Annotated in this window: 25 protein-coding genes and 2 pseudogenes; 9 read left to right on the plus strand and 18 right to left on the minus strand. The window is 59.7% G+C overall.

Annotation, left to right across the window (positions count from 1 at the left end; translation table 11 throughout):
• Positions 1–227 precede the first annotated feature (227 nt).
• Positions 228–1,526, minus strand: a complete 1,299-nt coding sequence (fabF, locus tag NBH21_RS22365) for a beta-ketoacyl-ACP synthase II (RefSeq protein WP_250913014.1) — start codon at positions 1,524–1,526, stop codon at positions 228–230.
• A 167-nt stretch (positions 1,527–1,693) separates the two neighbouring features.
• Positions 1,694–2,278, minus strand: coding sequence for a TetR/AcrR family transcriptional regulator (locus NBH21_RS22370; RefSeq protein ID WP_250913015.1), 585 nt, complete (start codon positions 2,276–2,278; stop codon positions 1,694–1,696).
• A gap of 97 nt (positions 2,279–2,375) precedes the next feature.
• Here NBH21_RS22370 and NBH21_RS22375 point away from each other — a divergent pair, with 97 nt between their 5' ends.
• Both NBH21_RS22375 and NBH21_RS22380 read left to right on the plus strand, forming a co-directional pair.
• Positions 2,376–3,488 (plus strand): efflux RND transporter periplasmic adaptor subunit, encoded by a 1,113-nt coding sequence (locus NBH21_RS22375; protein ID WP_250913016.1) that lies wholly within the window; start codon positions 2,376–2,378, stop codon positions 3,486–3,488.
• Positions 3,488–6,607 carry an efflux RND transporter permease subunit gene (locus NBH21_RS22380; protein WP_250913017.1) on the plus strand — a complete coding sequence of 1,040 codons (3,120 nt, stop codon included), beginning with the start codon at positions 3,488–3,490 and terminating at the stop codon, positions 6,605–6,607. The genes NBH21_RS22375 and NBH21_RS22380 overlap by 1 nt, the downstream gene beginning before the upstream one ends.
• 167 nt (positions 6,608–6,774) lie before the next feature.
• Here the strand turns inward: NBH21_RS22380 and NBH21_RS26295 are convergent, their stop codons facing one another.
• Both NBH21_RS26295 and NBH21_RS22395 read right to left on the minus strand, forming a co-directional pair.
• Complete coding sequence (locus NBH21_RS26295; RefSeq protein WP_425340468.1) at positions 6,775–7,377, minus strand: cyclophilin-like fold protein; 603 nt, start codon at positions 7,375–7,377, stop codon at positions 6,775–6,777.
• A gap of 25 nt (positions 7,378–7,402) precedes the next feature.
• Positions 7,403–7,633: pseudogene (locus NBH21_RS22395) on the minus strand (transposase); the annotation flags it as partial.
• A gap of 54 nt (positions 7,634–7,687) precedes the next feature.
• On the opposite strand from NBH21_RS22395, the gene NBH21_RS22400 reads away from it, so the two are divergent.
• On the plus strand, positions 7,688–7,873 hold the full coding sequence (locus NBH21_RS22400; protein WP_250913018.1) for a LysR substrate-binding domain-containing protein: 186 nt from the start codon (positions 7,688–7,690) through the stop codon (positions 7,871–7,873).
• A gap of 25 nt (positions 7,874–7,898) precedes the next feature.
• On the opposite strand, the gene NBH21_RS22405 is transcribed toward NBH21_RS22400, so the two are convergent.
• The 7 genes from NBH21_RS22405 to NBH21_RS22435 form a co-directional block, all read right to left on the minus strand.
• A complete protein-coding gene (locus tag NBH21_RS22405) occupies positions 7,899–8,474 on the minus strand; it encodes a CGNR zinc finger domain-containing protein (protein ID WP_250913019.1) in 576 nt (191 codons plus the stop codon).
• A 130-nt stretch (positions 8,475–8,604) separates the two neighbouring features.
• Positions 8,605–9,552 (minus strand): alpha/beta fold hydrolase, encoded by a 948-nt coding sequence (locus tag NBH21_RS22410; protein ID WP_250913020.1) that lies wholly within the window; start codon positions 9,550–9,552, stop codon positions 8,605–8,607.
• A gap of 338 nt (positions 9,553–9,890) precedes the next feature.
• Positions 9,891–10,526, minus strand: a complete 636-nt coding sequence (locus tag NBH21_RS22415; protein ID WP_250913021.1) for an NrsF family protein — start codon at positions 10,524–10,526, stop codon at positions 9,891–9,893.
• 52 nt (positions 10,527–10,578) lie between these two features.
• The gene (locus NBH21_RS22420; protein ID WP_250913022.1) at positions 10,579–11,214 is read right to left on the minus strand and encodes an NrsF family protein; all 636 of its coding nucleotides are present in this window, start codon (positions 11,212–11,214) and stop codon (positions 10,579–10,581) included.
• Complete coding sequence (locus NBH21_RS22425) at positions 11,201–11,767, minus strand: sigma-70 family RNA polymerase sigma factor (RefSeq protein WP_163897601.1); 567 nt, start codon at positions 11,765–11,767, stop codon at positions 11,201–11,203. Before NBH21_RS22425 ends, NBH21_RS22420 begins: the two co-directional genes overlap by 14 nt.
• A 117-nt stretch (positions 11,768–11,884) precedes the next feature.
• Positions 11,885–12,616 carry a glutathione binding-like protein gene (locus NBH21_RS22430; protein WP_250913023.1) on the minus strand — a complete coding sequence of 244 codons (732 nt, stop codon included), beginning with the start codon at positions 12,614–12,616 and terminating at the stop codon, positions 11,885–11,887.
• Complete coding sequence (locus tag NBH21_RS22435; protein WP_250913024.1) at positions 12,613–13,230, minus strand: TetR/AcrR family transcriptional regulator; 618 nt, start codon at positions 13,228–13,230, stop codon at positions 12,613–12,615. The genes NBH21_RS22430 and NBH21_RS22435 overlap by 4 nt, the downstream gene beginning before the upstream one ends.
• Before the next feature lie 238 nt (positions 13,231–13,468).
• On the opposite strand from NBH21_RS22435, the gene NBH21_RS22440 reads away from it, so the two are divergent.
• Positions 13,469–14,173 (plus strand): DUF1223 domain-containing protein, encoded by a 705-nt coding sequence (locus NBH21_RS22440; protein ID WP_250913025.1) that lies wholly within the window; start codon positions 13,469–13,471, stop codon positions 14,171–14,173.
• A gap of 63 nt (positions 14,174–14,236) precedes the next feature.
• On the opposite strand, the gene NBH21_RS22445 is transcribed toward NBH21_RS22440, so the two are convergent.
• Both NBH21_RS22445 and NBH21_RS22450 read right to left on the minus strand, forming a co-directional pair.
• Positions 14,237–14,653 carry a CopD family protein gene (locus NBH21_RS22445; RefSeq protein ID WP_250913026.1) on the minus strand — a complete coding sequence of 139 codons (417 nt, stop codon included), beginning with the start codon at positions 14,651–14,653 and terminating at the stop codon, positions 14,237–14,239.
• A 37-nt stretch (positions 14,654–14,690) separates the two neighbouring features.
• Positions 14,691–15,194 carry a hypothetical protein gene (locus NBH21_RS22450; protein ID WP_250913027.1) on the minus strand — a complete coding sequence of 168 codons (504 nt, stop codon included), beginning with the start codon at positions 15,192–15,194 and terminating at the stop codon, positions 14,691–14,693.
• 233 nt (positions 15,195–15,427) lie between these two features.
• On the opposite strand from NBH21_RS22450, the gene NBH21_RS22455 reads away from it, so the two are divergent.
• Together NBH21_RS22455 and NBH21_RS22460 are read left to right on the plus strand one after the other, a co-directional pair.
• Entirely contained in the window at positions 15,428–16,756 is a 1,329-nt protein-coding gene (locus tag NBH21_RS22455) for a tetratricopeptide repeat protein (protein WP_250913028.1), read from the plus strand.
• Between the two features lie 34 nt (positions 16,757–16,790).
• Entirely contained in the window at positions 16,791–17,270 is a 480-nt protein-coding gene (locus NBH21_RS22460) for a hypothetical protein (RefSeq protein WP_425340469.1), read from the plus strand.
• A 37-nt stretch (positions 17,271–17,307) separates the two neighbouring features.
• Here the strand turns inward: NBH21_RS22460 and NBH21_RS22465 are convergent, their stop codons facing one another.
• A complete protein-coding gene (locus NBH21_RS22465; protein ID WP_250913030.1) occupies positions 17,308–18,120 on the minus strand; it encodes a CE1 family esterase in 813 nt (270 codons plus the stop codon).
• 95 nt (positions 18,121–18,215) lie between these two features.
• On the opposite strand from NBH21_RS22465, the gene NBH21_RS22470 reads away from it, so the two are divergent.
• The 3 genes from NBH21_RS22470 to NBH21_RS22480 are packed head-to-tail and all read left to right on the plus strand — an operon-like array spanning position 18,216 to position 22,212.
• Positions 18,216–19,853, plus strand: a complete 1,638-nt coding sequence (locus NBH21_RS22470; RefSeq protein WP_250913031.1) for a thiamine pyrophosphate-binding protein — start codon at positions 18,216–18,218, stop codon at positions 19,851–19,853.
• Positions 19,837–20,970, plus strand: coding sequence for an OpgC family protein (locus NBH21_RS22475; RefSeq protein WP_280924888.1), 1,134 nt, complete (start codon positions 19,837–19,839; stop codon positions 20,968–20,970). Before NBH21_RS22470 ends, NBH21_RS22475 begins: the two co-directional genes overlap by 17 nt.
• A 6-nt stretch (positions 20,971–20,976) precedes the next feature.
• A complete protein-coding gene (locus NBH21_RS22480) occupies positions 20,977–22,212 on the plus strand; it encodes a CaiB/BaiF CoA transferase family protein (RefSeq protein WP_250913033.1) in 1,236 nt (411 codons plus the stop codon).
• Between the two features lie 84 nt (positions 22,213–22,296).
• Here the strand turns inward: NBH21_RS22480 and NBH21_RS22485 are convergent, their stop codons facing one another.
• The 4 genes and pseudogenes from NBH21_RS22485 to NBH21_RS22500 form a co-directional block, all read right to left on the minus strand.
• Positions 22,297–22,758 (minus strand): YHS domain-containing (seleno)protein, encoded by a 462-nt coding sequence (locus NBH21_RS22485; RefSeq protein WP_250913034.1) that lies wholly within the window; start codon positions 22,756–22,758, stop codon positions 22,297–22,299.
• Between the two features lie 349 nt (positions 22,759–23,107).
• Positions 23,108–23,353, minus strand: a pseudogene (locus NBH21_RS22490) (Tn3 family transposase); the annotation flags it as partial.
• A 176-nt stretch (positions 23,354–23,529) separates the two neighbouring features.
• Complete coding sequence (locus tag NBH21_RS22495; protein WP_250913035.1) at positions 23,530–23,832, minus strand: putative quinol monooxygenase; 303 nt, start codon at positions 23,830–23,832, stop codon at positions 23,530–23,532.
• A gap of 71 nt (positions 23,833–23,903) precedes the next feature.
• Positions 23,904–24,920: an NADP-dependent oxidoreductase gene (locus NBH21_RS22500; protein ID WP_250913036.1), complete on the minus strand. Its 1,017-nt coding sequence runs from the start codon at positions 24,918–24,920 to the stop codon at positions 23,904–23,906.
• Positions 24,921–24,945: the final 25 nt, after the last annotated feature.

The following is a 24,945-nucleotide window of genomic DNA, read 5'->3' on the forward strand; positions in this document are numbered from 1 at the left end:
CCGCCTCGTGCTCCTTCAGAATGCCGATAATCTGTTCGTCCGTGAAACGGTTGCGCTTCATTCCCTGGTCCTCTCAATGGGCCAGAGCTTACTTCAAAATGGATTATGTCAACGGGGCAAGGTCATCTCGGCAATCTGACGGAAGCAAACTCGTAGGTGGCCGTTCGCCTGCGAGTCATGCATGGCCGCTTTCTCGATGATTACCTTTGAAACCGGTTTGCTTCAGTTCAGCTAGTGGAAGGTGAGCGTCCCGAACTGCCACCCGGCCAACGCTTGAAAATGGCGCTGGCATTAACCCCGCCGAAGCCAAAACCATTCGTTATCGCGTACCCGGTATCAAGGCTGCGCTTCTGGTTGGCCACGATATCGATGCCCTCGGTTTCAGGATCGGGATCGTTCAGGTTCAGGGTCGGCGGCGCGGTCTGGTTCTGAAGCGCCAGGATCGCGAAGATAGCTTCCAGTCCTCCGGCCGCGCCTAGCAAATGTCCCGTCGCCGATTTGGTCCCGCTGACTACAACCGATCTGTCGGAACCGAACACACTCTTGATGGCCCTGATTTCCCCAAGGTCCCCGACCGGAGTGGACGTTGCGTGCGCGTTCAGATGGCCTATCTCACGCGCGGAAATGCCGGCCTGCGCGATGGCGATTTCCATGGCTCGGCGCGCACCGTTTCCGTCCTCCGGCCCGGAGGTGATGTGATGGGCATCGGCTGTCGTTCCGTATCCGACGAGTTCGGCTAGTGGCGTGGCACCTCGCGCCAGCGCATGGCTCAGGGCTTCAATGACCAGAATCCCGGCTCCTTCTCCCATGACGAAGCCATCACGCCTCGCGTCGAAGGGGCGGGATGCCTGACCCGGCGTTTCGTTGAAGCCAGTCGAAAGAGATCGGGCGGCAGCAAAACCCCCAAGACTGACGATGTTCATGCAGGCCTCTGTCCCGCCGCAAATCGCGATGTCGGCCTCGTTTGCGCGGATCAGCCTTGCAGCATCGCCGATTGCCTGGACACCGGCAGCGCACGCGGTGACAGGCGCACCGAGCGGGCCTTTGAAGCCATGGCGGATCGACACCTGGCCGGCTGCGAGGTTGACGAGAAACGACGGTATCGTAAACGGCGAAAGACGACGGACGCCGCGTTGGTCGACGGTGCGAACCGCATCGGTGATGGCAGGAAAGCCGCCGATGCCTGACGCGATAATTGTCGCGGTTCGCAGCCGGTCTTCATTCGAGTTCGGCTTCCAGTTCGCCTGTGCGAGAGCCTCGTCTGCGGCAGACAACGCAAAAAATATGAACCTGTCCACCTTGCGTTGGTCCTTCGGAGCCATGACCTTGTCTGGATCAAAACCGCCTTTCGGATCTTCGGCGATCGAGGGCACGACCCCTCCAACTTTCGCAGGAAGATCCCCAACGATCTCATCTCCCAGTCGACGAATTCCACTTTGACCCGCAAGAAGCCGCGTCCAGGAAATCCCGACATTTGCACCAAGGGGGCTCACAGCACCCATTCCTGTGACAACAATACGACGCATACTTTCCACCTGTCTTCAATTAAAAAATGGCATGCCTTCGGTATCCTGACCGACTATGGGGTCAGCGCCTGTTGTCGGACATGCAGTTTATCCAGTACCTTCGGAGCTTCGCAGATAACCCAGTGACCGAACTCCGCTCAATTCAAGCCAGTTCGTCGGATCCGGCTTCAGGCAACGCTGTCGCTGCGCGCAATGCGCCTGACCTCGCCTGCTACGGCATCAAGGATGCCTTGCGAAATGGTCTCGTCCTCCATGATCCGTGACAGCGTCACCGCGCCCACCATCAGCGACAGTATCGCCATAGCCCTGCTGCTTGGTTCGGAGGTCTTGTTGTCGCCCAGCAACTCATCCAATACCTCGAAGTGTGCAAGGATACCGTCTTCAAATGGCCGCCTGACGTCCAAGCTCTGGCGGGCCGCGTCGGATCCCAGTGCGACCAGGGGGCAGCCTTCTGCTTTTTCTCCCCTGTGATCCTTCGAGAGATAGAACGCCATCACAGCTTCGAGAGGATCGGAGTCGTCCGCCGCTGCTGACCATCGCCTCGTGGCGCTTTCCATTGCACGTCTCGACGCAAGTTCGGCGAGATGGTCTTTCGACGCGAACTGCTTGTAGAACCCGCCCTGCGTCAAGCCGGCACCCTTCATCAAATCCTTCAGGCCAATCCCGTCAAAACCATACTCGCGAAACAGACGGCTTGCGACGTTGATAACGGTTTCCCGATTTTCTTCAGCCTGTGCCCTGCTCACTCTCATATCGATCTCCAATTAGATTTCTATTGACATCTATAACAGCAATAGAGTTAGATCGCAATCTAATTCGTTGAGGCTGCTGGTCAAGAGAGAACTGAAAATGAAACGCAAACATGTCCTGGCCCTAACCGGTCTTGTCGCAGTGGCTGGCACAGCCGGTGCCTTTTTCCTGATGGTCGAGCCCCAGAAACAAACAGCCGTGGCGGTGGACCCCAGGACAACCTCCCCCTTGGTGAGAGTGGCGCAGGCGACCGCGACCAGCACGGCGGAGCGCTCATTTACGGGAACGGTTGCCTCACGCGTCCAGAGCAATCTGGGCTTTCGTGTGCCGGGCAAGATTGTTGAGCGAATGGTCGATGTGGGCCAGTCGGTGGTCCAAGGTCAGGCACTGATGCGAATCGACGAAACCGACCTGCAGCTGGCGCTCACGGCCAGGCGAAATGCGGTCACGGCAGCACGCGCTGTGCTGGTCCAGGCGCAGGCGGACGAGAAACGCTATGCTGTTCTGGTGAAGAACGGCCTGGCTGCCACTCCGCAGCGATACGAACAGGCAAAGGCGGCTCTCGATACGGCCGGCGCCCAACTGGCTGCCGCTGAAGCGGACGCCGAGGTGGCTGAGAACGCGGCAACCTACACAATTCTGCGGGCAGATTCGGACGGAACGGTCGTCGCCACGTTCGGGGACCCGGGGCAAGTGGTGACTGCGGGCCAGACAGTGGTTGAACTGGCAAAGGCAGGTCCGCGAGAAGCGGTTGTCTGGTTGCCTGAGACCTTGCGTCCCGAAGTCGGATCAGAGGCGCAGGCAAGTGTCTACGGTAACAATGGCCTCAGCGGGAAAGCCAGGTTGCGTCAGATCTCCGATTCTGCCGACGCGCAGACCCGAACCTACGAGGCACGATATGTCCTGGAAGGTCCTGCTGCCTCTGCTCCGCTTGGCGCGACGGTCACGGTCAGTATTCTGGATGCGGATCGCCAGTCAGAGGTTGCCGTCCCGGTGGGTTCTATCCTCAATGACGGCACCCGGACAGGTGTGTGGGTCATCAACGGATCCTCGGCTGTCACGTTCACACCGATTGAAGTGAAGCGGATCGGCGAAGAGACCGCGTTTGTCACGGGGATCGAGGTTGGCCAGCAGGTCGTCGCTCTCGGCGCGCATCTCCTTGAGGATGGCGCGACGGTCAGGACCGGCGTGCAGCGGGAGGTGGCCAACTGATGAGCTTCAATCTCTCCGCCATTGCCGTTCGCGAACGTGCCATTACCTTGTTCTTCATCGTCCTGCTTGCCGCTGCGGGCGTCTACGCCTTCGTCAAGCTGGGGCGAGCCGAGGATCCATCCTTCACCATCAAAACCATGACCGTTACGTCGGTTTGGCCAGGTGCCACTGCCCGCGAAATGCAGGACCTCGTTGCCGAGCCGCTTGAGAAGCGTATCCAGGAACTCACCTGGTATGATCGTGTCGAGACGACAACGCGGCCGGGTTACGCGTTCCTTACGGTCACGCTGAAGGACAATACGCCGGCCTCTGCCGTTGACGAGGAGTTCTATCAAGCTCGCAAAAAGCTCGGTGACGAAGCCCGGAATCTCCCCCCAGGCGTGATGGGTCCGTTCGTGAACGACGAGTATTCCGATGTGAGCTTCGGTCTCTATGCTCTCAAGGCAAAGGGCCTGCCGATGCGCGACCTCGTGCGTCAGGCCGAAGTCATTCGCCAGGATCTGTTGCACGTTCCCGGTATCAAGAAGATCAACATCATCGGCGAGCGCCCCGAACAGATCTTCGTCGAGTTCTCCTTCGCCAAGCTTGCAACGCTTGGCATATCCGCTCAGGATATCGCCGCAGCCTTGCAAAGACAGAATACCGTCACGCCCGCGGGTGCAATCGACACAAGAGGGCCTCAGGTCTTCATCCGGTTTGATGGCGCTTATAACAGTGTACAGGCGATTGCCGACACCCCGATCGCTGTTGGTGGACGAACGCTCAAACTCTCCGATCTGGCGGAGGTACGGCGCGGCTATCAGGATCCTGCGACCTATATTATTCGCCACGAAGGCGAGCCGACAATCATGCTGGGTGCCGTGATGCAGGCTGGCTGGAACGGTCTTGATCTCGGCAAGGCACTTGAAGCGCGCTCGAATGCGATCTCGCAGACATTGCCGCTGGGCATGTCGCTTACCAAAGTCAGCGATCAGGCCGTCAACATCGACGAGGCCGTCGGCGAATTCATGCTCAAGTTCGCGATGGCGCTGGGTGTGGTTCTGTTCGTAAGCCTGATTGCACTCGGCTGGCGTGTCGGCATCGTCGTGGCGCTTACCGTGCCGCTCACCCTTGCGGTCGTCTTTCTGATCATGCTGGAAACTGGTCGCTTTTTTGACCGCATCACACTCGGCGCTCTTATTCTGGCGCTCGGGCTGCTCGTTGACGACGCCATCATCGCCATTGAGGTGATGGTCGTAAAAATGGAAGAGGGCATGGACCGCATCAAGGCGGCCGCCTATGCTTGGAGCCACACGGCTGCACCGATGCTGTCTGGCACCCTGGTAACGATTATCGGACTGATGCCTGTGGGTTTCGCCAAGTCGACCGCTGGCGAGTACGCCGGCAATATCTTCTGGGTCGTGGGTTTTGCTCTGATCGTTTCCTGGATCGTCGCCGTGACGTTTACGCCTTATCTGGGTGTTAAAATGTTGCCCGAAATCAAGCCCGTCGAGGGCGGACACCACGCCATCTACGATACACCCAACTACCGCCGCCTGCGCTCACTCATCGAGTTTGCGGTCCGCCACAAGTTTCTAACCTGTGCAGTGGTCGGTGTCACTATGGCCGTGTCGGTCGTCGGCATGGGAAGTGTCAAGCAGCAGTTCTTCCCGACCTCTGATCGACCTGAGGTACTGGTCGAAGTGCGCATGCCCGAAGGCACGAGCATTGAAGCGACGACATCAGCGGTGAAGAAAGTCGAAGACTGGCTGCAGACACAGCCGGAAACAAAAATCGTTACCAGCTACATGGGGCAGGGCGCCCCTCGGTTCTTCTTTGCCATGGCACCGGAATTGCCTGACCCCGCCTTCGCCAAGATCGTCGTGCTGACCCCCGATGCCCATGCACGAGAAGATCTGAAGCACCGTCTTCGAGGCGTAATTGCGGAGGGTCTCGTTCCGGAGGCTTCCGTGCGTGTGACCCAACTCGTCTTCGGTCCCTACACGCCATTTCCCGTGGAGTTCCGGATCATGGGACCGGATCAGGATGAGCTCTACAGGATCTCCGAAAAGGCTCTGGCCCTCATGAAGACCGTTCCCGATGTCCGGCAGGCGAACCGCGATTGGGGCAACCGAACACCTGTTCTACGATTTGTTCCCGACCAGGAAAGGCTCAATCTGATTGGCCTTTCACCTTCGGAAGCAGCCCAGCAGATGCAGATGCTGCTCAGCGGCATTCCTGTTACGCAGGTGCGTGACAACATCCGCAACGTCCCTGTCGTTGCGCGAAGCGCGGGCGAGAACCGCCTCGACCCTTCGCGGCTTGCCGACTTCTCGCTGATGAGCAGGGATGGTCGCCCGGTTCCGCTGGATCAACTCGGCCATTCCGAGATTCGGTTCGAGGAGCCGATCCTGAAACGTCGCGACCGTATCCCGGTCATCACGATCCGCTCGGACATCAATGAGGCGACGCAACCACCGGAGGTTTCGAAGCAGGTGTTGAAGGCTCTGCAGCCGCTGATAGCATCGCTTCCGGTCGGATACCGTATCGAGATGGGCGGCAACATCGAGGAATCACTTAAGGCGAATGTCGCCCTTGTTCAGGTCTTTCCGCTGATGATTGCCGCAACATTGATCGTCATCATCCTGCAGGTTCGTAGTCTGTCGACCATGACGATGGTGATGTTGACGGCGCCGCTTGGTCTTGCCGGCGTTGTCCCGACCTTGCTCCTGTTCAATCAACCCTTCGGATTTAACGCAATCCTGGGGCTGATCGGACTGGCAGGGATCCTAATGCGTAACACGCTGATCTTGACCGAGCAGATCAAGGAGAACCAGGCGGCTGGTCTCGATGACTACCATGCTGTCATCGAAGCGACCGTCCAGCGGACACGCCCCGTCATTCTGACGGCACTCGCGGCAATCCTGGCGTTCATTCCGCTGACCCATTCGGTGTTTTGGGGATCGATGGCCTACACGCTGATCGGGGGAACTGCTGCAGGAACGGCAATGATCCTGCTCTTCCTCCCCGCCCTCTATGCTGTGTGGTTTCGGATAAGACCGCGGAAAACTGGAGGCCATCAGCAAAAAACGGATGAGGAGAGCGAACCGGGGTACGCACCGGCGATGGCTGCGGAATAGGACATGCTCGCGACAACGATTGGTCCCTCTCTTTGCCTCAGCGTATCTAGACACGCTTCGTGCCGGTATTCGTCGCCCATTGGACGTGCTTCGGAACCATGGATCACAAGAGGCACCGGGATCTCGGCGGCAGAGGGGCTATGCCTCCAACGAAACTGACATTGCCGTTATGCAAGAAAGGATTCTGGAGGTGGCGGAAAAACACTCTCGCCATCTCGAATACCGGGTAATGCTCCAGTAATGATGACGACCTTATCCTTCATCATAATGATCTCCTGAGTTCCTGAATTAGCGGATGCGCTCGATGCGGACGGGTTGGCGTGTAAGCCGTTCAAGCTCGGCCGCCGATGCTCTGTATTTTCCGATGTGAATGGTCTGGTTCGAAAAGCTGATTCCGGAGGCGTTGTAGTAAAAGCCGAGATTGCCCCATGGTGCGAAGTAAATGAGATCGCATCTTCGGGATCGGAACCGGGCGAACCGTCAGTGGTCAGCTTGCGCTCGGAATAGCCAATCTTCTCGCGGCCGGCATATTCCTCTAGCCTGATCGTGACCGGCAGGAGGGAGAGCAAGTCGCGCACGGTGGGATTGTCTTTACCGATCGTGACATCCACGCTGGTCGGGCCGGAGGTAAAGCGCACCACGGTGCCCGCGACCTCTTCGGTTTGTCCAGCCTCGGCATTCGAGTTTTGCGAATAGGAAACTGCGACACCGGAGGCCATAACGAGGATTGCCAGAAGAAGCGCAGTCATGCGGCGATAGATCTTGGTCATTTCTCCTCTTCCATGGGAGGAAGAATGCCTGCATGCTCCTCTCTGCATACATCTTCTTCAGCCGACGGTTCTTATCCTCCAGAGCCTTCATCTGGCTGATCATCGACGCGTCAATGCCGCCGTATTTGGATCGGCATTTGTATAAGGACGCCGTGCTCATTCCACGTTCCCGGCAAAGCTCGGGGACTGGGACACCACCTTCCGCCTGGTGAAGGATGGCAAGGATTTGTGCTTCGCTGAATCTGCTCGTCTTCATCAAAAACTCATCGACCATAAAGCGCGAGAAAATTCCACTTTTGAAGCCCGTTAATTGCCGGGGGGATTACCACGGGACGAGCTTAATGCCGGGCGGCTTGTTCACGTTCTGCCGGAATGGGATCTCGGCGCAATCGATCTCCACGCGGTTTTTGCTGCGGCGCGCGCGGCAAGGCCGGCGGCACGCGCGTTTGCAACATTTCTGGCTGAAGCCTTCAGGCGGGATTACGGGCGCATCTGATACACGAAGGAAAAGTGGCCATGCGCTATTCCGTGTCCGTCTTGCGCGCCCGATGGCTTTTGACCTTGTGGCGGTTGCCGCAGACCTCCATGGAGCACCACCGTCGCGATCCATTGCGTGAGCTGTCATAGAAGACAAGGGTACAGGCATCGCCGGAGCAATGTCTGAGTCTTGCCGGCTCGAAGCCATCGGCGATGAAATTCGCAAAGTCGACGGTGATCTTGCCGACCGCTGACAAAGGCTCGACGGGTGTCTGCCGGAAAGCGAGATGGCTCTCATGCGCGGACAACTCAGGAAATGTTGCGGCCTGACGCAAATGAGCATTGATAACGCCGATCGCATCGGCCGGCAGCCGGTTTCCTTCGATCAGGGGATCGAACAGTCTGGTAAGTGCACTGCGCAATTCCCTCGCTTCCTCCGCCTCGGAAGTGGCGTCGGCCGCAGGCTCCAGCTCTGCTGCGACCGCCCATCTCTGCCAGCCCTCGGAGGAGGAGACGAGGTCTCCCAAGGCGTCGGATCTTGTGTTGACGAGATCGATCCACAGCCTGCCGCCGAGAAACGGCATGCCTTCACGAAAATCGCCCGGGGGATGCTGGGTCACGATCAGAAACCTCTGTAACTCGGTTTGACGGTTACCGGCAACGTAGTCCTTCACGGCCATGTTAGAAAGCCGATAATACGATTTCCGACAGGCAGACGGGAGGTGGGGCAGGGCCACCTCCCGAAGAGCATCACCTGCGAGGGAGTGCGTCGAGGAAATTCAGGGTTTCCGCGGCAATCTCGTCGCCATAGGTTTCCAGTGCGAAATGTCCGGCATCGTAATCATGCACCACGGCCTGTGGCAGGAGGTTGCGGAAATATTCGACGCCTTTCATGGTGAAGAAGGGGTCGTTCCTGCCCCAGACGATCAGCGTCGGCGGCTGCTGTTTCTTCAGGAGTTCGCCCCAGGCCGGATAGGCGGCGACGTTGTTCTGGTAATCAAAGAGGTAACCGAGCTGGATCGCATCGTTGCCGGGCCGGTCGAGGCCGGCTTGATCCATTGTCCAGGCGTCGGGAGAGAGGTTCTGCGGTCTTGTCGTGCCGTGTTCATACTGGAACCGGGTCGTATCGGCCGTCAGGAGCGCCCGGATCGGCTTCTCGGTTTCCGCGTTGCGCTCTTTCCAGAAGGGGGCGAACTGCTTGACGGCATCGGGGTTCCACCCTTTGACATTGGCAACGGCATTCTGGATTACGAGCCCCTGCAGACGTTCCGGATGCTTCACGGCAAGTCGGAAGCCGACGGGACCGCCATAGTCCTGCACGAACAGCGTATACTGTTTGACGCCAATCGTCTGCGTAAACGTGTCGATGAGATTCGCGACGGAAGCGAAGGTATAGGAGAAATTTGCGGGCGCCACGGTATGGCCAAAACCCGGATAATCCGGCGCAATGACATGATAGCGCTCCGAAAGCTGCGGAATGAGATTGCGAAACATGTGGGACGACGACGGGAAACCGTGCAGCAGGAGCACCGTGGGTGCGTTGGACGGCCCGGCTTCGCGGTAGAAGAGCTCAACTCCGTTGATCTTCACCGTCTTGGATTGGACGGTCTGGCTTGCGACCGCCGGCTCGGCGGCCGCAATCGCAGCAACGACAGCCGCAATCGCCAGAACCGGCAACTGGGATGGGGAATGGTACATGGAAATCTCCGTAACTTCTGTTTTCAACAATTGACGGTTACATATATTTCGTAACTGTTAAATAATTATTTTACAGGTTACATTCACGAAGCCGTGAAGCCGGGGATGGACGTCTGGCGGCATTCATGCCGGGCAGACCGATGCAGAAGAGCGCGGACGGCAAAAGACAGGACCGCAAGCCGTGTTGACCGAAGAGGAATGGTGATGGAACGGGGCTGACGATCGACCGCGCTTGCCGAGACCCGCAGCAGGTGCCGGACGGGGCACGGGATGCCAGCCTTCAGCCAGAGGCAGCGATTGTGTTCTCAGGGAATGTTCGGGAACGGAAAGCCGGTGGCTTACCAGCGCAACAGGGAGCGGCCCGCCAGACCGCCGCACAGCGTCACAAAGGCGACGGCGATGGTGTACCAACTCGCTATGAACAGTGGACTGTCGTCCGGGCAGTGCCAGGCATAGATGGCCGCACCAATCGCCCCGGCCGCAAGGCCCGCAGCGGCGCCTGCCATGACGGGATTTTCCGGCGCTCCGCCCTTCAGCGCCCGAAGGAATGCCGCAAGCGGCACGAACGAAAGCAGCGGAATGTAGACGAGGCAAAACGCGGAATAGCGACCGACGAGTGCCGTTTTCCATTCGCCGGCGGGCGTCACGAAAAGCTCCGCGATGACACCAGCTCCCAGAAACACGAGAGGCAGGAACAACAGGACGACGGATGGCCTCAACGCGACGCCGGGCTTGCCGATCCTGAAAACCAGATTGCAGGCGGTTGCGGCCAAAACGAACGTCAGCCCGATCTTGAAAATCACCCGCAACGTTTGCACCGCTTCGGCGATATCCGACCTGATCCCGATGGTGGCCAGCAGGAAGAGGCCAGACAGCAGCGCACCCGACACGAGAGCGATGGCAAGGCCGCGCGTCAGGCTGCGAGATACGGGAGCATCCTCGGCAAGAAGATTGATCAGGTCGTCGGTCTTCATCTTCACTCCATGCCGGTCGGTCGAACTGACGCCGACCGGCTGCAATCATCGCTTACCATCGCAACATGAACCGGCCGGCCAAGTAGCCGCACAGTGCGACGGAGGCGATGGAAACAGAATACCACAACAGAACGAATAGCGGGCTGTCGTCATCGCAATTCGATGCGTAGAAGGTGGCGGCGATACCGGCGGAGACAAGTCCCGCCACAAGTCCGGCCAGTCCCGGGTTCTGCGGGGCGCCGTGCCGCAATCCGTAAAGAAAGCAGGCAAGCGGCGCAGCCGACAGCAGGGGGATCAACGTCAGGCAATTCAGCGCGTTGTGGCCGATGGCCCGCACCAGCCATGTATCAGCGGGCATCACCCACAATTCCGCAACCGCTGAAACCAGCGCCAGCGCAAGCGGCGAAAGGAGGAACACGGCTACCCCACCGAGCGGCACTCCGGGCTTGCCAATCCGGATAAGCACTGCGCAGGACGACAGAACCAGCGCCAGGGTTATGGCAAATTTGAAGAGAAAACGGCCGCTTTGGATCGCCAGGCCGATATCGGTGCGAAAGCCGATCATCATGAAGAACAGGATTGCTGCCATCAGCACGGCCGCACAGCCCGCATTGATCAGGATCTGGTTCAGCGGTACGACCGGACCCGGGTCCCTTGCCAGAATTCCGATAAGTTCATTCGTCTCCATTGGCACCCCCTCGAAAATGCGCGGACAACGCCTTGAGAGCGCGGTGCAAGGAAACCCGAACCGCGACTTCGGTCATGTTCAGCCGCGTCGCGGTCTCGCGAACGCTTGCTCCTTCCACCGAAATCGAGCGGACGATCGTTTTTTGAGGATCGCGAAGCGTCTGCAGCATCCGTTCGACATCCAGCCGGTTCCCGATGTTCGCTCCGTCGTCAACGCCGAGGGTCGCGGCTACGTCTTCGATCGGAATGCTCACATGCCGGCCGCGACGGCGCAGGCCATCGATCAGCTTGTTGCGGACGATCACAGCAAGCCAGGGGCCGAGCGGCCGGTCGGCATCCCAGCTGCCGCGTTTGAGATGGATGGTTAGCAAGACCTCCTGCAACACGTCCTCAGCCTCGCTTACTGGCACACCGAACTGGTCGCAGCGCCTTCGCGCTATCGAGCGGATGTGCGGCGTGATCGTGACAAGCAGATCACGATAGGCGCGAGCGTCGCCGCCGATGGCGGCGCGCATCATGTTCGCCCATTCCATTTCCCGTTCCGAATTGGTCATCCTGCGGTTCCTTACGGATAGGGAGAGGCTTTTGTTACCGGCCTTCATCAATCTTGTGGCGAATGAGGTATTCCACCTCGATCACCGGATCGGCGCTGCCGGCCGGATCGGGCCTTTTCAGCGGCTATTGTCTGCGGTTCGCCCGCCGGGTTGTGCCGTATTAGCGGCGTTCTGGCCGAACAGGATCTTCTTTCCGTCCTTCGTCACGGCCGGCCGGGCGGCGTAGGGTTCGCCCCGGGCATAGGCTCGATGCGTCGCGTCCCGCTCGGCGATCGCCTTGAACCAGCGCTCGACATTCGGGAACGTGGACAGATCCTGCTGCTGGCGCTTCCACGGAACGATCCATGGATAGCAGGCCATGTCGGCAATCGAAAGCTCGTCACCCGCAATAAAGGAGCGGCCCTCCAGACGCCGATCCAGAACGCCGTAGAGACGATTGGTTTCGTTGACATAGCGGCTGATCGCATAAGGCAGTTTTTCCGGTGCATAGAGACCGAAGTGATGGTTCTGGCCGGCCATCGGCCCGAGGCCTCCGACCTGCCAGAAGAGCCATTCCAGAACAGTTTTTCGCCCGCGAATATCCCGTGGCAGGAATTTGCCCGTCTTCTCCGCGAGATAGACGAGGATCGCGCCGGACTCGAATACCGTAATCGGCTCACCGCCGTCAGCAGGTTCTCGATCGATAATTGCCGGCATGCGATTGTTGGGCGAAAAAGCGAGGAAGTCCGGCTTGAACTGATCGCCGGCGCTGATGTCCACGGGATGGATCTCATAAGGTAGTCCGGCTTCTTCGAGAAACATCGTGATCTTGTGCCCGTTTGGCGTTGGCCAGTAGTAGAGTTCAATCATGACGGCAAAAGCTCCTTCGCTGGTGGTATGGTGGGATCGAGCATCGCAAGAAGTGGTCTCACAATGCCCTCGAAAAGTTCGCGCTCCGGGCGCACGCGGGCAAGGACACGAATGCCGAGCAGCCCGGCGAGCAGCATCCTTGCCAGATCGGCGGACGGCTGGGCGGTGGAAATTGTGCCGTCGGCCTGACCCGACTCTACGCAGCGTTGGAAAAAGGCCTCTACCCGAACAAGCACCTGCGCGATCATTCGTTGGAACTCAGGATCATGGGGGGCGAGTTCGAGCGCCGAATTGACCAGCATGCATCCCTTGCGTTTCGGGTCGGCCAGCGACCGATCCACGATTTCCGCAAAGAAGGCCTCGACCGCATCACGCGGTGGCAGGCTTGCCTCGAACCGGTTCACCCGATCCGCGAAGCTGTGTTCGACATAAAAATTCAGCGACTGGCGGTAGAGGGATCGCTTATCGCCAAATGAATTGTAGAGGCTTGCCGTGGTCAGGCCCATGCTGGCGGCAAGGTCGCGGATCGACGTCGCTTCGTAGCCATGTTCCCAGAATTGCTCGACAGCAAGGTCGAGCGCGGCTTCCTCGTCAAATTGTCTGGGACGTCCCACTGATATCTCCGGGAAGAACGGCCGAGTGATTGCTCGATTAAGCTCTCTCGGTATGTTTTAGAACGACTGATATAAAATACAATCCACGCCTTCCCGTAAAGTCGACCAATCGGAGCGCGACCTGGCAGACGAGCCCTCACGTTTGAGTGAAGGCGTAACAGGACCCGTTGTCGGGGCGAATGAAAGACGCCGGGCCGATGGGGCCTGGCGACCTTGCAACAGGAAGGGAAATGCTCTCATGCGGATTTCAAGAACCATCGCTATGCAGATCCTGGCGGCGGGCTTCGCGCTCTCACAGGGGGCGGCAGTTCGCGCAGCCGAACAGCCGCTGACCGTCGTGGAACTCTTCACCAGTCAGGGCTGCTCGTCCTGCCCTCCTGCCAATGCCAATCTCATTGAACTTGCCCGCGGCAGGAAGATTCTCGTCCTCAGCTTTTCGGTGACGTATTGGGATTATCTCGGCTGGAAGGACACCAATGGGCGGGAGGAGTTCACCGCACGGCAGGTGGTCTACGAACCTGCGCTTGGCTTGCGCGGCCCCTTTACTCCGCAGATGGTTTTCAACGGCCGGACGAGCGCCGTTGGCAACAATTTGCCGGAAGCCCGGGAACTCATATCGAGAGCGAAACCGCTTGATGGCCCGGCCATCGCGGTCAACCGCTCCTCCGTGGAGATCGGGCGCGAACATGGTTTTCGACAGACAGCCGACATCTGGCTCGTCCGTTACGATCCCGCAGTCGAGAACGTTCCCGTATCGCGCGGTGAAAACCGTGGGAGTACGCTTGCCCATACGCATGTGGTGCACGCGCTTCGGCATCTTGGAACCTATCGGGGGGAGGCAGTCAGGTTGAAATTTCCTCAGGCCGGGCAGAACCTGCGCACTGCGGTTCTGCTGCAACTGCCGCATGGAGGTGCTCTCCTTTCGGCCGGAACCGATCGCTAGAGGAGCATGTCGCGCCGGTCCGCGTAAGCCATCCGGCGCGATGCCCGAAGATGGTCCGAGCACTCAGAAGGGTTTGACGACAGCAAGAAAAACGATCGGGGCGAAGGCCAGAAGAACGACTGCCGGCATATAACTTCGAATGGACCGATAGTCCCTTCCGCCGAGAGCAAGCTTCTCCAGCATCGCGCCGGAAAACAGCTGCAGTCCGGTCAGAAGCGCAACAGGTATCAGCTTGAGCAGCATCCAGCCGGTATAGAACCAGCCGGCATCGGCAGCCATCGAAAACCCCGCTGCCCAGGCCACGAAGAGGGCAGGGGTCGAAATCCGGCTGTCCCACCATATCGCCCTGCGCACCAGACATTGCATATCGGGCGATTGCTCCTTGCCGGAAGTCAGACGCAACAGGATGGCGACGAACAGCATGCCGCCGATCAGTGTTCCGACCGCGAAAACGTGGATCGCCTTGGCGTATATGTACATGTCCTGCACCTTCGGCTGGTCCCGCTCGGGAGCGTCGTTATTGCTGCGCGTGGTTCAGTGAGACTTCCAGCCGGAGCCAGTCGACAGTCTCCTGCAATTGCCTGATCCGTCGCTTCAGCAGCGCCGGCAGGTCGGGTTGGGTCGCAGTGATCTGCCAGAGAACGAGTTCGAAACGGGCGCCCTTGGATTCCACCAGACTCAGGCGTCCCCATAACTGAAAGACGAAGACGTCCGTCACGCTGTGCAGGACAACGATCTCCTTCGGATCGACCACTGCCAGCGGACCGAAGCCTCTCTGATCGAGCGCTAGGAAACGCTCTCCCGCACCTGACCGCACCGTGAACTCCCAGTTTTCCGTTTCATGGAGATGCGGCCACCACATCGAGGGAGCAACCGTCAGCACGATCCCGCTCCGGAGAAGATCGAGAAGCTCCGGTGTCACGATATCGCCGCATCTCGTGTCGGTTCCCTCTCCAGCGATATCGGTGAGATCCTCTATGGCGATCCCGAGCTTGTCTGTTGCCGTTTCCGGGCGGGGCATAGTTCGCTCCTTTGTCTTTGCGCTCTTCCGGATCGGGTTCGTTGGCCGAGGCCGGTTCGTTACGCCAGCACGAAGATTTCTTGATATCACTCGCCCGAAAACGATGCGGCGCCGGAAAAAAGGCGCTCCGCTGTAACGATCCCCGGGCCGCGTTCGTAAACGCCAAAGTCGGCCCCTCGACCGACGATGCCCGGATCACCTCCCTGTCCGTTGGCCCACTCAAGGAGACTGAAATGAACCGTGATGCCTATGATCTGCATACCAGCACCGAAAGCCTCGAGGCACGACGCGCGTTCGAACATGCGGTCCATGGTCTTGCAACGCACCGGCCAAATACGGGGGCTGCACTGCAGTCCGCCCTGCGTGCCGACCCCGATCACGTCGGTGCTCATGCGCTGAAAGGTTTTGCCAATCTCATTCTCGCGCGCTCGGAATTGAATACCGTCGCCGGCGAGGCTCTTGCCGACGCCCGACGCTCGCTTGCGGCACGCTCCGGGGGATCCCGCGACGAGCGCGTTCTGGTCGAGGCGCTGGCTGCTGCCGAAGGTGGCTCCTTCACCCAGGCGATCAATCTTCTCGACAGCGGCTTTTCTGAACGGCCTGCGACATTTCTTCCCTTCAAGCTCTCCCACGCGCTGCGGTTCATGATGGGTGACGGGCCGGGTATGCTCAATGCGGCGCGGCGGGCGATCGATGCCCTTGATCCCGCAAACGCCGCCGCCGGCTTCATCCATGGTTGCCATGCCTTCTCGCTGGAGGAGGCCGGGTATTACGAGGAGGCCCTGAAGGCTGGGCAGAAGGCGGTCGCGTTGCAGCCCGACGATTCCTGGGGACTGCATGCCGTCTCCCACGTATACGAAATGCGCGGACAAACCGCGGAAGGCATAGACTGGCTGGAAGACAGCCGGAGCGCCTGGTCGCGCTGCAACAACTTTTCCTTTCATATGGCCTGGCATCTGGCGCTGCTTCATCTGGAGCGCGGCGATCACGACCGTGTGCTGGAGCTTTATGACGACGAGGTCCGTCCGCAGCCGACCGATGATTTCCGCGACATGGCCAATGCCGTCTCGCTTCTCTGGAGGCTGAACCAGATGGGCGTCCATACGGGCGCGCGCTGGCATGATCTCGCCGAAGTGGCCCGCGGCCGCCAGACGGACACCACGCTCGTCTTTGCCGCCCTTCACAACCTTGCAGCTCTCGTCGCCATAGGCGACCGCAACGCCGCCGCAACGCTGGTCGCGGAGATCGAGGCCAGGGCTCTCGGCCCGGGAGATCAGGGCAGGGTGGCCGCCGAGGTCGGTGTGCCGCTTGCGCGCATGCTCGCCGGTCTTGGCGCTCCTGCGGATCGGCAGATGCTCGACCGCATGATGGTCAACCTGCCCAAGATCGGCGGCAGCAACGCGCAGAGGGATTTCTTCGTTCTGGCCCTTGCCCGAGCGCTGGGTAGCAATGGCGATATCGCCGGCGTTTCCCGGGTAAGCGATGTGCGCCGGCACCTGAAGACCGAGGACCGGCTCCTTCGTTCGATAGAGATAGCCGTCGGATCGGGACTATCCGCCTGAACCCATCTGAACCCGGAGGAAAACCACCATGACCATGATCAATGATATGCATAAACCGTCCATCTTTCCCGTCATCGAACCCGGCTTGATTCGGACGATCATCGCGGCAGGTCTTGCTGCCGATATTTCCTGGGAAATATGGGCCCGGCTCGTCACGCCCTTCCTCGTCGGCGGGCCGCTTGAGCCGGCGGCCCTGGTGCAGTCGGTATTCGGCTTCAGCAACTTGCTCGTGGCCGAGGCTATCCATGCTACCGTCGGCATCATTTTCTACCCGATCGGCTACCTCTTCATTGCTCGCCCGTTGCAGAGGATAGCCCTTCCGAATTTGCCCCTGCTGCTCACAGGTATCGGCTTTGGTACAGGGCTCTGGGTGTTTGCGCTCTATGTGATGGCACATCTGTTCGCGGGGTTTCCGCCCTTTCTCGGCTTCATTCCGCTGACCTGGGCATCGCTCTTCGGTCACATCATCTTCGGCGTCGTCGTCGCCTATGTTGTGCGCGCCTTCGGTCGCTGAACCCGATTGCCGTCCGTATTCATGCGGGCGGCATTTTTCATTCCGGGAAGCCGACTTCCCGCAAACCGGCATCGAGAAGGTTCGCACGCGCCTCATGTCCGCCATCGTGAATACACAAGACACTGTTGCCGCGCTGGCATCCGGGGACGTCGTCGCATTCGATGCCGTCGATCACGATCTTGCGCCCTGCCGTGATATCGCATTTCGCCGCCTCGCGAAGAACCGCCACGCTTCTGAACGCGCCGCCCTGATGATACGATTTTCCGATCGCCCTGCCGTTCAGTGGAAAGGTCCTGTCAGCGCGGCCGTGAAAATGGATGGCCTTCGGCTGCCCGGAAACGCATTCGGAAGGCACTGGCAGCGGATCCCAGAAGACACCGGAAAACGTTACCATGGCGCTGACCCGGTTACCCATGCGGCATGTCGCATAGTAGGCCATAGAAGCCCCGAGCGAAAATCCGCCGATTACGGTGTTTTGGGCTCCAAAGCCATAGCGTGTTTTCAGGTCATCGAGCACGTTCGACACGAAACGGAACTCATCGCGGTCCTGGCTGGGAGCGTTTGGAACCGACCAGCTTCCATCAATGCCGTCCACGGCCACGAAGGCGAGGTGATGAGCAAACGCGGTTTCCACGAGGTCACGGTGCTGGCGCATCTGCAGTTCCGCAGACCCCTTGTATCCATGGAAGAAGACATAGGCGCCGCGAACGTCGCTATTCCCCGGCATCTCGATCCGATAGTCGCCGCCTTCCACCACGCAGGCGGTGTCGCCGCCACACGGCATTCCCGCCGCCGTTGCGGGCAGGGACAGTCCGACACAAAACAGGATGGCTGGAATGCGTACAAGCATTGGGCAGGCTCCGAAAACAGGCTGATAGGCAAAGGCGTACAGGCTTTGTCCAACGGCGGCAATTTCCCCAGCATTCACGTTGACGAGAGGACTTAATGACACCCCGCAACATCTTGCCCGCCGTCGTGCGGGTGGCCGACAGCGTCGCTGAAACCCTGGCCGCTCATGGTGTGACTGATGCGTTCGGAATGCCCGGAGGCGAGGTTGTGACTTTGGTGGATGGCCTCGAAAAGGCCGGCGTTACCTTTCATCTCGCCCGTCACGAAACCGCTGCGGCCATCATGGCTGCCGGGGCTGCCGTTGTCTCGGGCAGGCCGCAGCTGCTCGTCACCACGGTCGGTCCCGGACTGGCGAATGCGGTCAATGGTATTGCCGACGCCCTGCAGGAGCGCGTACCGCTGATCGTGATTTCCGGCATCGTCGATCGCTCTACAAGAGGAAGATACACCCATCAGGTTATCGATCACGCAAGGCTGCTCGCCCCGATCGTCAAGGCGTCGTTCGAGATCGAGGCGGAAAGTGCGGCCTCCACTGTCGCCCGCGCCATCGCCATCGCGACGACCGCACCAATGGGGCCGGTGCACCTCGATCTTTCTCCGACCGTCGCGGCGATGACTGGCCCGGAGCGACATCTTGTTCCACCTCCTGCCATATTGCGTCCGGCAATACGATTTGACGATCCGGCCGTAGTCACGGTTCTGGAACGGATCAGCCATGCGGAGCGCCCGCTTATTCTTGCTGGCTTCGAGGCAAGCCGCGCCGCAGCAGGGACCTCCCTGCTGTCTCTTGCCGAAGCGCTGGGAGCGCCCGTTCTCACGACTTACAAAGGCAAGGGCGTCATCCCGGAAAGCCACCCGCTTGCGCTTGGAGGGGTGGGTCTTTCACCCCGCGCCGATGACATCCTGCTGCCGCTTTGCCAACTCGCCGATCTGATCCTTGCTATTGGTTACGATCCAATCGAGATGCGGCTCGGTTGGCTGGACTTCGCCGGAGACGGCACGAAGCTCATCGAGATCACCGAAGCGGCAGTCGACCATGGCATGCACCATGCCGGCATGCAGGTTGTTGCGCCGCTGAAGCCCTTCATCGACGCGCTCGTGATAAAAGGGAACAGTATCCCTGGCTGGGCGGATGGAGAGCCGGTGGCGGCTCGGGCGGCGCTTGCCGGCGTCTTTTCTTCGGCACCGGCTTGGGGCCCTCATGCCATCGTCGAGGCTTTGCAGGAAGAAGCCGGCGATGCCGCGACCGTGACCGTAGACAGCGGTGCGCACCGCATATTGCTGTCCCAGAAATGGGTCGCGCAGAGGCCGCTTGTCCTACTGCAATCGGCGGGCTTCTGCACCATGGCTGCGGCGCTTCCCCTTGCCATCGGCGCCGCCATCGCCGCGCCGGAAAGACGCGTTTTTGCCGTCATGGGCGATGGCGGCCTCGAGATGGGGATCGGAGAACTCGCCACTGTGCGAGACCAGAAATTGCCTCTGACGATCGTCGTCTTTCAGGACCGGAGCCTCGCCCTGATCGCGTTGAAGCAGGCTTCTGCGGGTCTGCAGCCGATCGGTGTCGAGCTCGGTCTGACGGATTTTGCCGCCGTGGCGCATGGCTTCGGCGGATACGGTATCAATGTGGAGACCCTCGATGATTTCCGTAACGAACTTGCGGCCGCGCGAGAACGCCGGTGCTTCAGTCTTATCTGCTGCCGGTTCGATGCCGCAGCCTATGCAGGCGCTTTCTAGCGCGGCGGCAGTCAAAACCGCGGCTGGCGGAGTCCGCGACCCGCGTCTCGATTTCTTTCGTGGGGTCGGTATGCTCATCATTCTGATCGCGCATATTCCCTATGACGGCTGGGCGCTGTGGATTCCCGCTCGCTTCGGATTTTCCGATGCCACGGAAATGTTCGTCTTTCAGTCCGGAATGGCTTCCGCCATCGCATTCGGGTCGACGTTCGACAGGGCCGGGATGCTGGCGCTCGTCGCACGGGTCGCACAGCGTATCTGGCAGATTTTCTGGGCCCATATTGCGGTCTTCGTTGTGCTGGTTGCAATCATGGCTGCGGCCGGCACCCGCCCTGACGGTGTCTCCTATCTCGAAGGCCTCAATCTTCTTCCCTTCATGCGTGATCCCGGATCGCTGATGGGCTCACTCCTGACGCTGCGCTATGTGCCGAACTATTTCGATATCCTGCCGATGTATATCGTCGTGCTGGCGCTCATGCCGGTGATGCTGCTGGCGGAGCGTTCTCACCGGGTGCTGCCTTTCCTACTGATGAACGGTCTCTGGCTGGCCGAACAATTCGGGTTCTTCGGTTTTTCGGCCGAACCCTGGTCCGAACGAACATGGTTCTTCGGCCCTATCGGCTGGCAACTGCTATTCTTCACCGGTTTTTTCCTGATGCGCGGAAGCCTGCCCCATCCCGGTTTCGACCGCCGGCTGATGCTTCTCGCCGTTGCCTTGGTTTTCCTCTCTGTCCCTTTTGCCTGGGTGCGGTTCTTTGAAATGCACCCTTTCTTCGAGACCGCGGCTCACGAGATCGCGTTTCTCACAGACAAGAGCCATTTCGGAGCGTTGCGCTTCGTCCATTTTCTCGCGCTCTGCTACATTGCCGTCCATGTCGTCGGCGAGAAAGGCTCTCGTCTGCGCGGCCGGACCGTCAGGGTCCTGACCGTTGTCGGGCAGCAATCGCTGGCTGTCTTCATCACCGGCATGGTGGTCGCCCAACTCATCGGCATCGCGCTGGATCAGGCGGGGCGCAACCTCTTGACCGAAGCGGCAGCCAATCTCGCAGGTTTCGGCATTCTCATCGCTACCGCCTATCTCGTTCGCTGGTTCAAGAGCTCTCCGTGGAAAGTGTGAGGTTTCATGTCTGAAAAGGTTTTTCCCCGCAGTCTCGATGGACTGCGTATTCTTGACCTGTCACGCATACTCGCCGGCCCGACCGCAACGCAGTTGCTGGCCGATCTCGGCGCGGAGGTCATCAAGGTCGAGCGGCCAGGGGTGGGCGATGATACGCGCGGATGGGGGCCGCCCTTCATCCCGGATGAGGACGGCGAGGATAGCGATCTCAGCGCATATTTCCTTTGTGCCAACCGTAACAAGCGTTCGATCGCCATCGACCTTGCCACGGATGAGGGAGCGGCGCTTGTGAGGCGATTGGCTGCCATTTCCGATGTCGTCATCGAAAACTACAAGCCGGGGGATCTCGCTCGGCGTGGCCTTGGATACGACGATATCAGGATGACAAAGCCGGATATCGTCTGGTGCTCCATCTCCGGCTTCGGCCAGACCGGACCTTATTCCCGTCGGACAGGCTATGATTTTCTGGTGCAGGCGATGGGCGGTATCATGAGCATTACCGGCGAGCCTGACGCAGTGGGCGGACGCCCGCTCAAGGTGGGGCTCGGTATCGCCGATGTGATGTGCGGCATGTATGCGACAGTGGGCATCCTGGCAGCGCTGAGGCACCGCGACCGGACTGGTGAAGGTCAGTTCATCGATCTCGCCCTCTACGATGCGCAGGTCGCCTGGCTGATTAATGCCGCAACCGGTCACCTCGCTTCCGGCAGGGTTCCCGGGCGCATCGGCAATCGTCATCCCAATATCGCGCCCTACCAGACGTTCCCCACTGCCGCAGGTGAGTTGGCCGTTGCCGTCGGCAATGACCGGCAGTTCACAAGGTTCTGCGCTGTCATCGGCTCTCCCGGGCTTGCGGATGATCCGCGCTTCCACCGCAATCGCGACCGCGTGGTCAACGTCGAGGTTCTGGACCAGTTGATATCGCAGGCGCTAGCAAAGGAAAGCGCGGAGCGATGGGAGGAACGCCTGACGGAGGTCGGGGTACCTGCCGGTTGCGTTGCCACGCTCGATCAGGTGTTCAACCATCCTCACACTCTGGCGCGTGAAATGGTCGTGACGATGAAGAGCGATCAGGGGCCGGATATTCGTCTTCTCGGCAATCCCCTGAAGATGTCGGCCACACCCGTTCGCTTCGATCTTGCGCCGCCGCATGTCGATCAGGACCGCGACCATGTCATTCGACTGCTTGAAGAGGCGGAGCGGGCTGCTCTGCTGCCTGTTGGTCAGTCCGCATCGGGATAGACCGCAGCGTCCGGCAAGCTCATCAAGGCACCCAGCCGGCAGGATGAAGTGCATGCCGACGGCTGGGTACCATGGTCATGCAGTTCAGGGGGCGGCTTGTGTCTTCACCTTGTCCCAGTTTTCATCAGCCCGTTTGATGAAGGCCTGCCTGTCGCTCCTCCAGGTCTTGGCCACCTCGTCGTCGTAGTTCAGGTAGAGCTTGCCATCGACGATCGAAAAGGCTTGCGGCTCCGTTGTCGCCTTGTATCCCCGGGCCGTTCCATAAGCGCAGAAGCCGCCATATTGTGGGGAGTAATGCTCGGGGTCGGCCGCAAAGAGGTCACGGTGGGCCCTGGAGACAAATCGGAACGTCGCACCCTTGTAGATCGTGGTGAAGGCGGCGGAACCCCTAACGGGTTTTCCATCGGTAAAATAGCTCACCGGATCATAGCCATGGATGGCAACGCCATCGGGCGTGAACATTTCGCCGGCTCGGGCTGGTTCAGAGTAGGCGAGGCTGGAGGCAACGATCGTCAGATGAATGAGATTTCGGCCGTACGACAACATGAGGTCTCCTTTTCATAGGCTCAACCTCCACTATTCGTCGGGTGACATGGTTTTGTTTCCCCAAACCGGTCACGAATACGTGCAGGGGGCATTCGTTCAGTTTATCAATCCAAAGCTATTGATCATGGTGGGTGGTGCTGTCGTCACTTACGGCACAATGGGACAGATTAGGCACTTTCAGCGTGCAGTCTTTTTTGCGGTCGTATTCGGCGGGATGACTTTCATAAGCGTTGTCGCGTGGGCCGCGCTTGGCGTTTCCTTTTGGCGTTTCTTGCCCTCCCGCCGTGCCGTATTGACATTCAACGGGGCGGTGGCGTCTCTACTTCTTACCTCTCTGATCCCGATCCTAACGATCACGGATTTCGCCCCGCTCGTGGAAAAAGACGGCGCGTTTCAGCTTGCGCTTGGCATCGCCCTTGTTGAGGCCGGCCTGACAACGCCGGCGAAGTGCCGGCGTCGAATACCATTCGGTCATGAATAGGGTTCGCTCAATGCGGCCGAGTTCTCGCAATGCCCTGGCCAGTTCGCTCGATCTCGATGAGGCGGCAAGGCGCGGGAGTTCGTCCCAATGTTCCATGATAAGCGCGGTGTTGATTGGTGCACCGTACCGGGTAATGATGAGAACTACATCTACGCCATAGCCCTCCTTTAATCGGCGTTCTAATCCCAGGGTGTGCTGTCACCTTGGTCAAAACGGCCAATTCTACGAACGATTTACCGCCAGAAACCGCCGTTTTCTCTCCTCTCCTCCCGGCTGAGGAGCCCTTCGCCTTATCCCTCCATGAGGGGCCGCTCGTTGCTGGCATCGTATTTGCGAATGTCTGCTCTCATGCGACCCTGCCATCGCATCACGAATTCACGAGTATCGGGCTCGTGAAGATGAGCGGTAAGGGAAGCCTGATCCCGCCATCGTTCAACGACGAGCAGCCGTCCGGCTCCGCGATCATCCACTGCAACGGCATAGAAAAGGTTCCCGTCACGCTGCCCGCTGCTGCGTGCAAGCGCCTGAATATCGGCGGTGAACTCGTCCCTGTCGGACGGTTCGACGTGTATGTGTCCTGTTACGATCAGCATTGTTGTATCCTTTGTGTTCTCAGATCCTCCGTTCGTCAGCTTCGGGGACGAACGGAGGCGTTGTGTTCGCATCACGCCACAGTGAGAACGATCTTGCCCTGAATGTTGCCGCGAGCGGCTCGCTCATGTGCTCGTGCAGCCTCTGCCAGGGCAAACGTACTGTCGATGATAATGCGGATGGTGCCATCGTCGAGCAGGCGGGCGGCCTCGGTCAATTGTGCGCCGCTGGAACGGACCTGGGTTGTCGAAACCGTGATTCCCAGCCTTTCGGCTTCCTCGTGGCCGGTAAAACCCAGCGGGTAAACCGGGAACAGGGCGCCACCCCGCTTCAGGGTGTGAATGAAACGGCCTGTGCCCGGACCGCCCACTGAATCGAGAACGAGGTCGACATCGCGCGCAATCTCATCTGCCGCCATTCGCGTGTAGTCGATGAACTGGTCGGCGCCCAAGTCGTGCATCAATCCTTCATGCTTGCCCGATGCAACGGCGATGACGCGCGCGCCCTTCCACTTGGCGAGTTGCACGGCCAGATGCCCGACGCCGCCCCCGGCGCCGTTCACCAGAACGGTCTTGCCTTCCAGCCGGGGTGGAGCATGCCTGTACGATTGGAACGGATTGGGTTCGTCGTGACCCAACTCGATCAGGAACTGCCAGGCGGTGAGCAGCGACATGGGAGCGCCCGCCGCATGAATATGATCGATGCCTAATGGTTTGCGCGCCAGTTCCGATGCGGGCACGCTGACATATTCGGCATAGGCCTTGCTGCCCTCCATCACATTGGCCGGGAATCGCACCATTGCGTAGACTTCATCGCCGATATTGAAATCCTCCACGCCGTCGGCGACCGCCTCGACAACGCCAGATACGTCCGATCCGAGTATGAGCGGAAAGGTGGGATTAGGCCGCCATTCGGGCGGAAGCGATCGATAGCCGTCCCGGAGATACCAGTCCGGCGGGTTCAGGCCGACCGCGCAAACCCGGACCAGCACCTCGCCCGAACCTAGAACAGGCCGGGGAGCATCCTCATACCGCAGCACTTCGGGACCGCCGAACGCATACAGCCGAACGGCTTTCATAGTATCGATCATCGCTTACTCCATCAGTTTCATTTCG

The sequence above is a fragment of the Ciceribacter sichuanensis genome (assembly GCF_024055605.1).
Taxonomy (GTDB): Bacteria; Pseudomonadota; Alphaproteobacteria; order Rhizobiales; family Rhizobiaceae; genus Allorhizobium; species Allorhizobium sichuanense.

What these genes read in the sequence shown, in the direction of transcription:
- NBH21_RS22480 (WP_250913033.1), top strand. Translation starts at nt 20,977, where the DNA reads ATGTCTGAAAAGGTTTTTCCCCGCAGTCTCGATGGACTGCGTATTCTT.
- NBH21_RS22430 (WP_250913023.1), bottom strand. Translation starts at nt 12,616, where the DNA reads ATGATTGAACTCTACTACTGGCCAACGCCAAACGGGCACAAGATCACG.
- NBH21_RS22460 (WP_425340469.1), top strand. Translation starts at nt 16,791, where the DNA reads ATGATCAATGATATGCATAAACCGTCCATCTTTCCCGTCATCGAACCC.
- NBH21_RS22370 (WP_250913015.1), bottom strand. Translation starts at nt 2,278, where the DNA reads ATGAGAGTGAGCAGGGCACAGGCTGAAGAAAATCGGGAAACCGTTATC.
- NBH21_RS22420 (WP_250913022.1), bottom strand. Translation starts at nt 11,214, where the DNA reads ATGGAGACGAATGAACTTATCGGAATTCTGGCAAGGGACCCGGGTCCG.
- fabF (WP_250913014.1), bottom strand. Translation starts at nt 1,526, where the DNA reads ATGCGTCGTATTGTTGTCACAGGAATGGGTGCTGTGAGCCCCCTTGGT.
- NBH21_RS22425 (WP_163897601.1), bottom strand. Translation starts at nt 11,767, where the DNA reads ATGACCAATTCGGAACGGGAAATGGAATGGGCGAACATGATGCGCGCC.
- NBH21_RS22455 (WP_250913028.1), top strand. Translation starts at nt 15,428, where the DNA reads ATGAACCGTGATGCCTATGATCTGCATACCAGCACCGAAAGCCTCGAG.
- NBH21_RS22485 (WP_250913034.1), bottom strand. Translation starts at nt 22,758, where the DNA reads ATGTTGTCGTACGGCCGAAATCTCATTCATCTGACGATCGTTGCCTCC.
- NBH21_RS22475 (WP_280924888.1), top strand. Translation starts at nt 19,837, where the DNA reads ATGCAGGCGCTTTCTAGCGCGGCGGCAGTCAAAACCGCGGCTGGCGGA.
- NBH21_RS22410 (WP_250913020.1), bottom strand. Translation starts at nt 9,552, where the DNA reads ATGTACCATTCCCCATCCCAGTTGCCGGTTCTGGCGATTGCGGCTGTC.
- NBH21_RS22445 (WP_250913026.1), bottom strand. Translation starts at nt 14,653, where the DNA reads ATGTACATATACGCCAAGGCGATCCACGTTTTCGCGGTCGGAACACTG.
- NBH21_RS22375 (WP_250913016.1), top strand. Translation starts at nt 2,376, where the DNA reads ATGAAACGCAAACATGTCCTGGCCCTAACCGGTCTTGTCGCAGTGGCT.
- NBH21_RS22415 (WP_250913021.1), bottom strand. Translation starts at nt 10,526, where the DNA reads ATGAAGACCGACGACCTGATCAATCTTCTTGCCGAGGATGCTCCCGTA.
- NBH21_RS22465 (WP_250913030.1), bottom strand. Translation starts at nt 18,120, where the DNA reads ATGCTTGTACGCATTCCAGCCATCCTGTTTTGTGTCGGACTGTCCCTG.
- NBH21_RS22470 (WP_250913031.1), top strand. Translation starts at nt 18,216, where the DNA reads ATGACACCCCGCAACATCTTGCCCGCCGTCGTGCGGGTGGCCGACAGC.
- NBH21_RS22500 (WP_250913036.1), bottom strand. Translation starts at nt 24,920, where the DNA reads ATGATCGATACTATGAAAGCCGTTCGGCTGTATGCGTTCGGCGGTCCC.
- NBH21_RS26295 (WP_425340468.1), bottom strand. Translation starts at nt 7,377, where the DNA reads ATGACCAAGATCTATCGCCGCATGACTGCGCTTCTTCTGGCAATCCTC.
- NBH21_RS22440 (WP_250913025.1), top strand. Translation starts at nt 13,469, where the DNA reads ATGCGGATTTCAAGAACCATCGCTATGCAGATCCTGGCGGCGGGCTTC.
- NBH21_RS22380 (WP_250913017.1), top strand. Translation starts at nt 3,488, where the DNA reads ATGAGCTTCAATCTCTCCGCCATTGCCGTTCGCGAACGTGCCATTACC.
- NBH21_RS22495 (WP_250913035.1), bottom strand. Translation starts at nt 23,832, where the DNA reads ATGCTGATCGTAACAGGACACATACACGTCGAACCGTCCGACAGGGAC.
- NBH21_RS22450 (WP_250913027.1), bottom strand. Translation starts at nt 15,194, where the DNA reads ATGCCCCGCCCGGAAACGGCAACAGACAAGCTCGGGATCGCCATAGAG.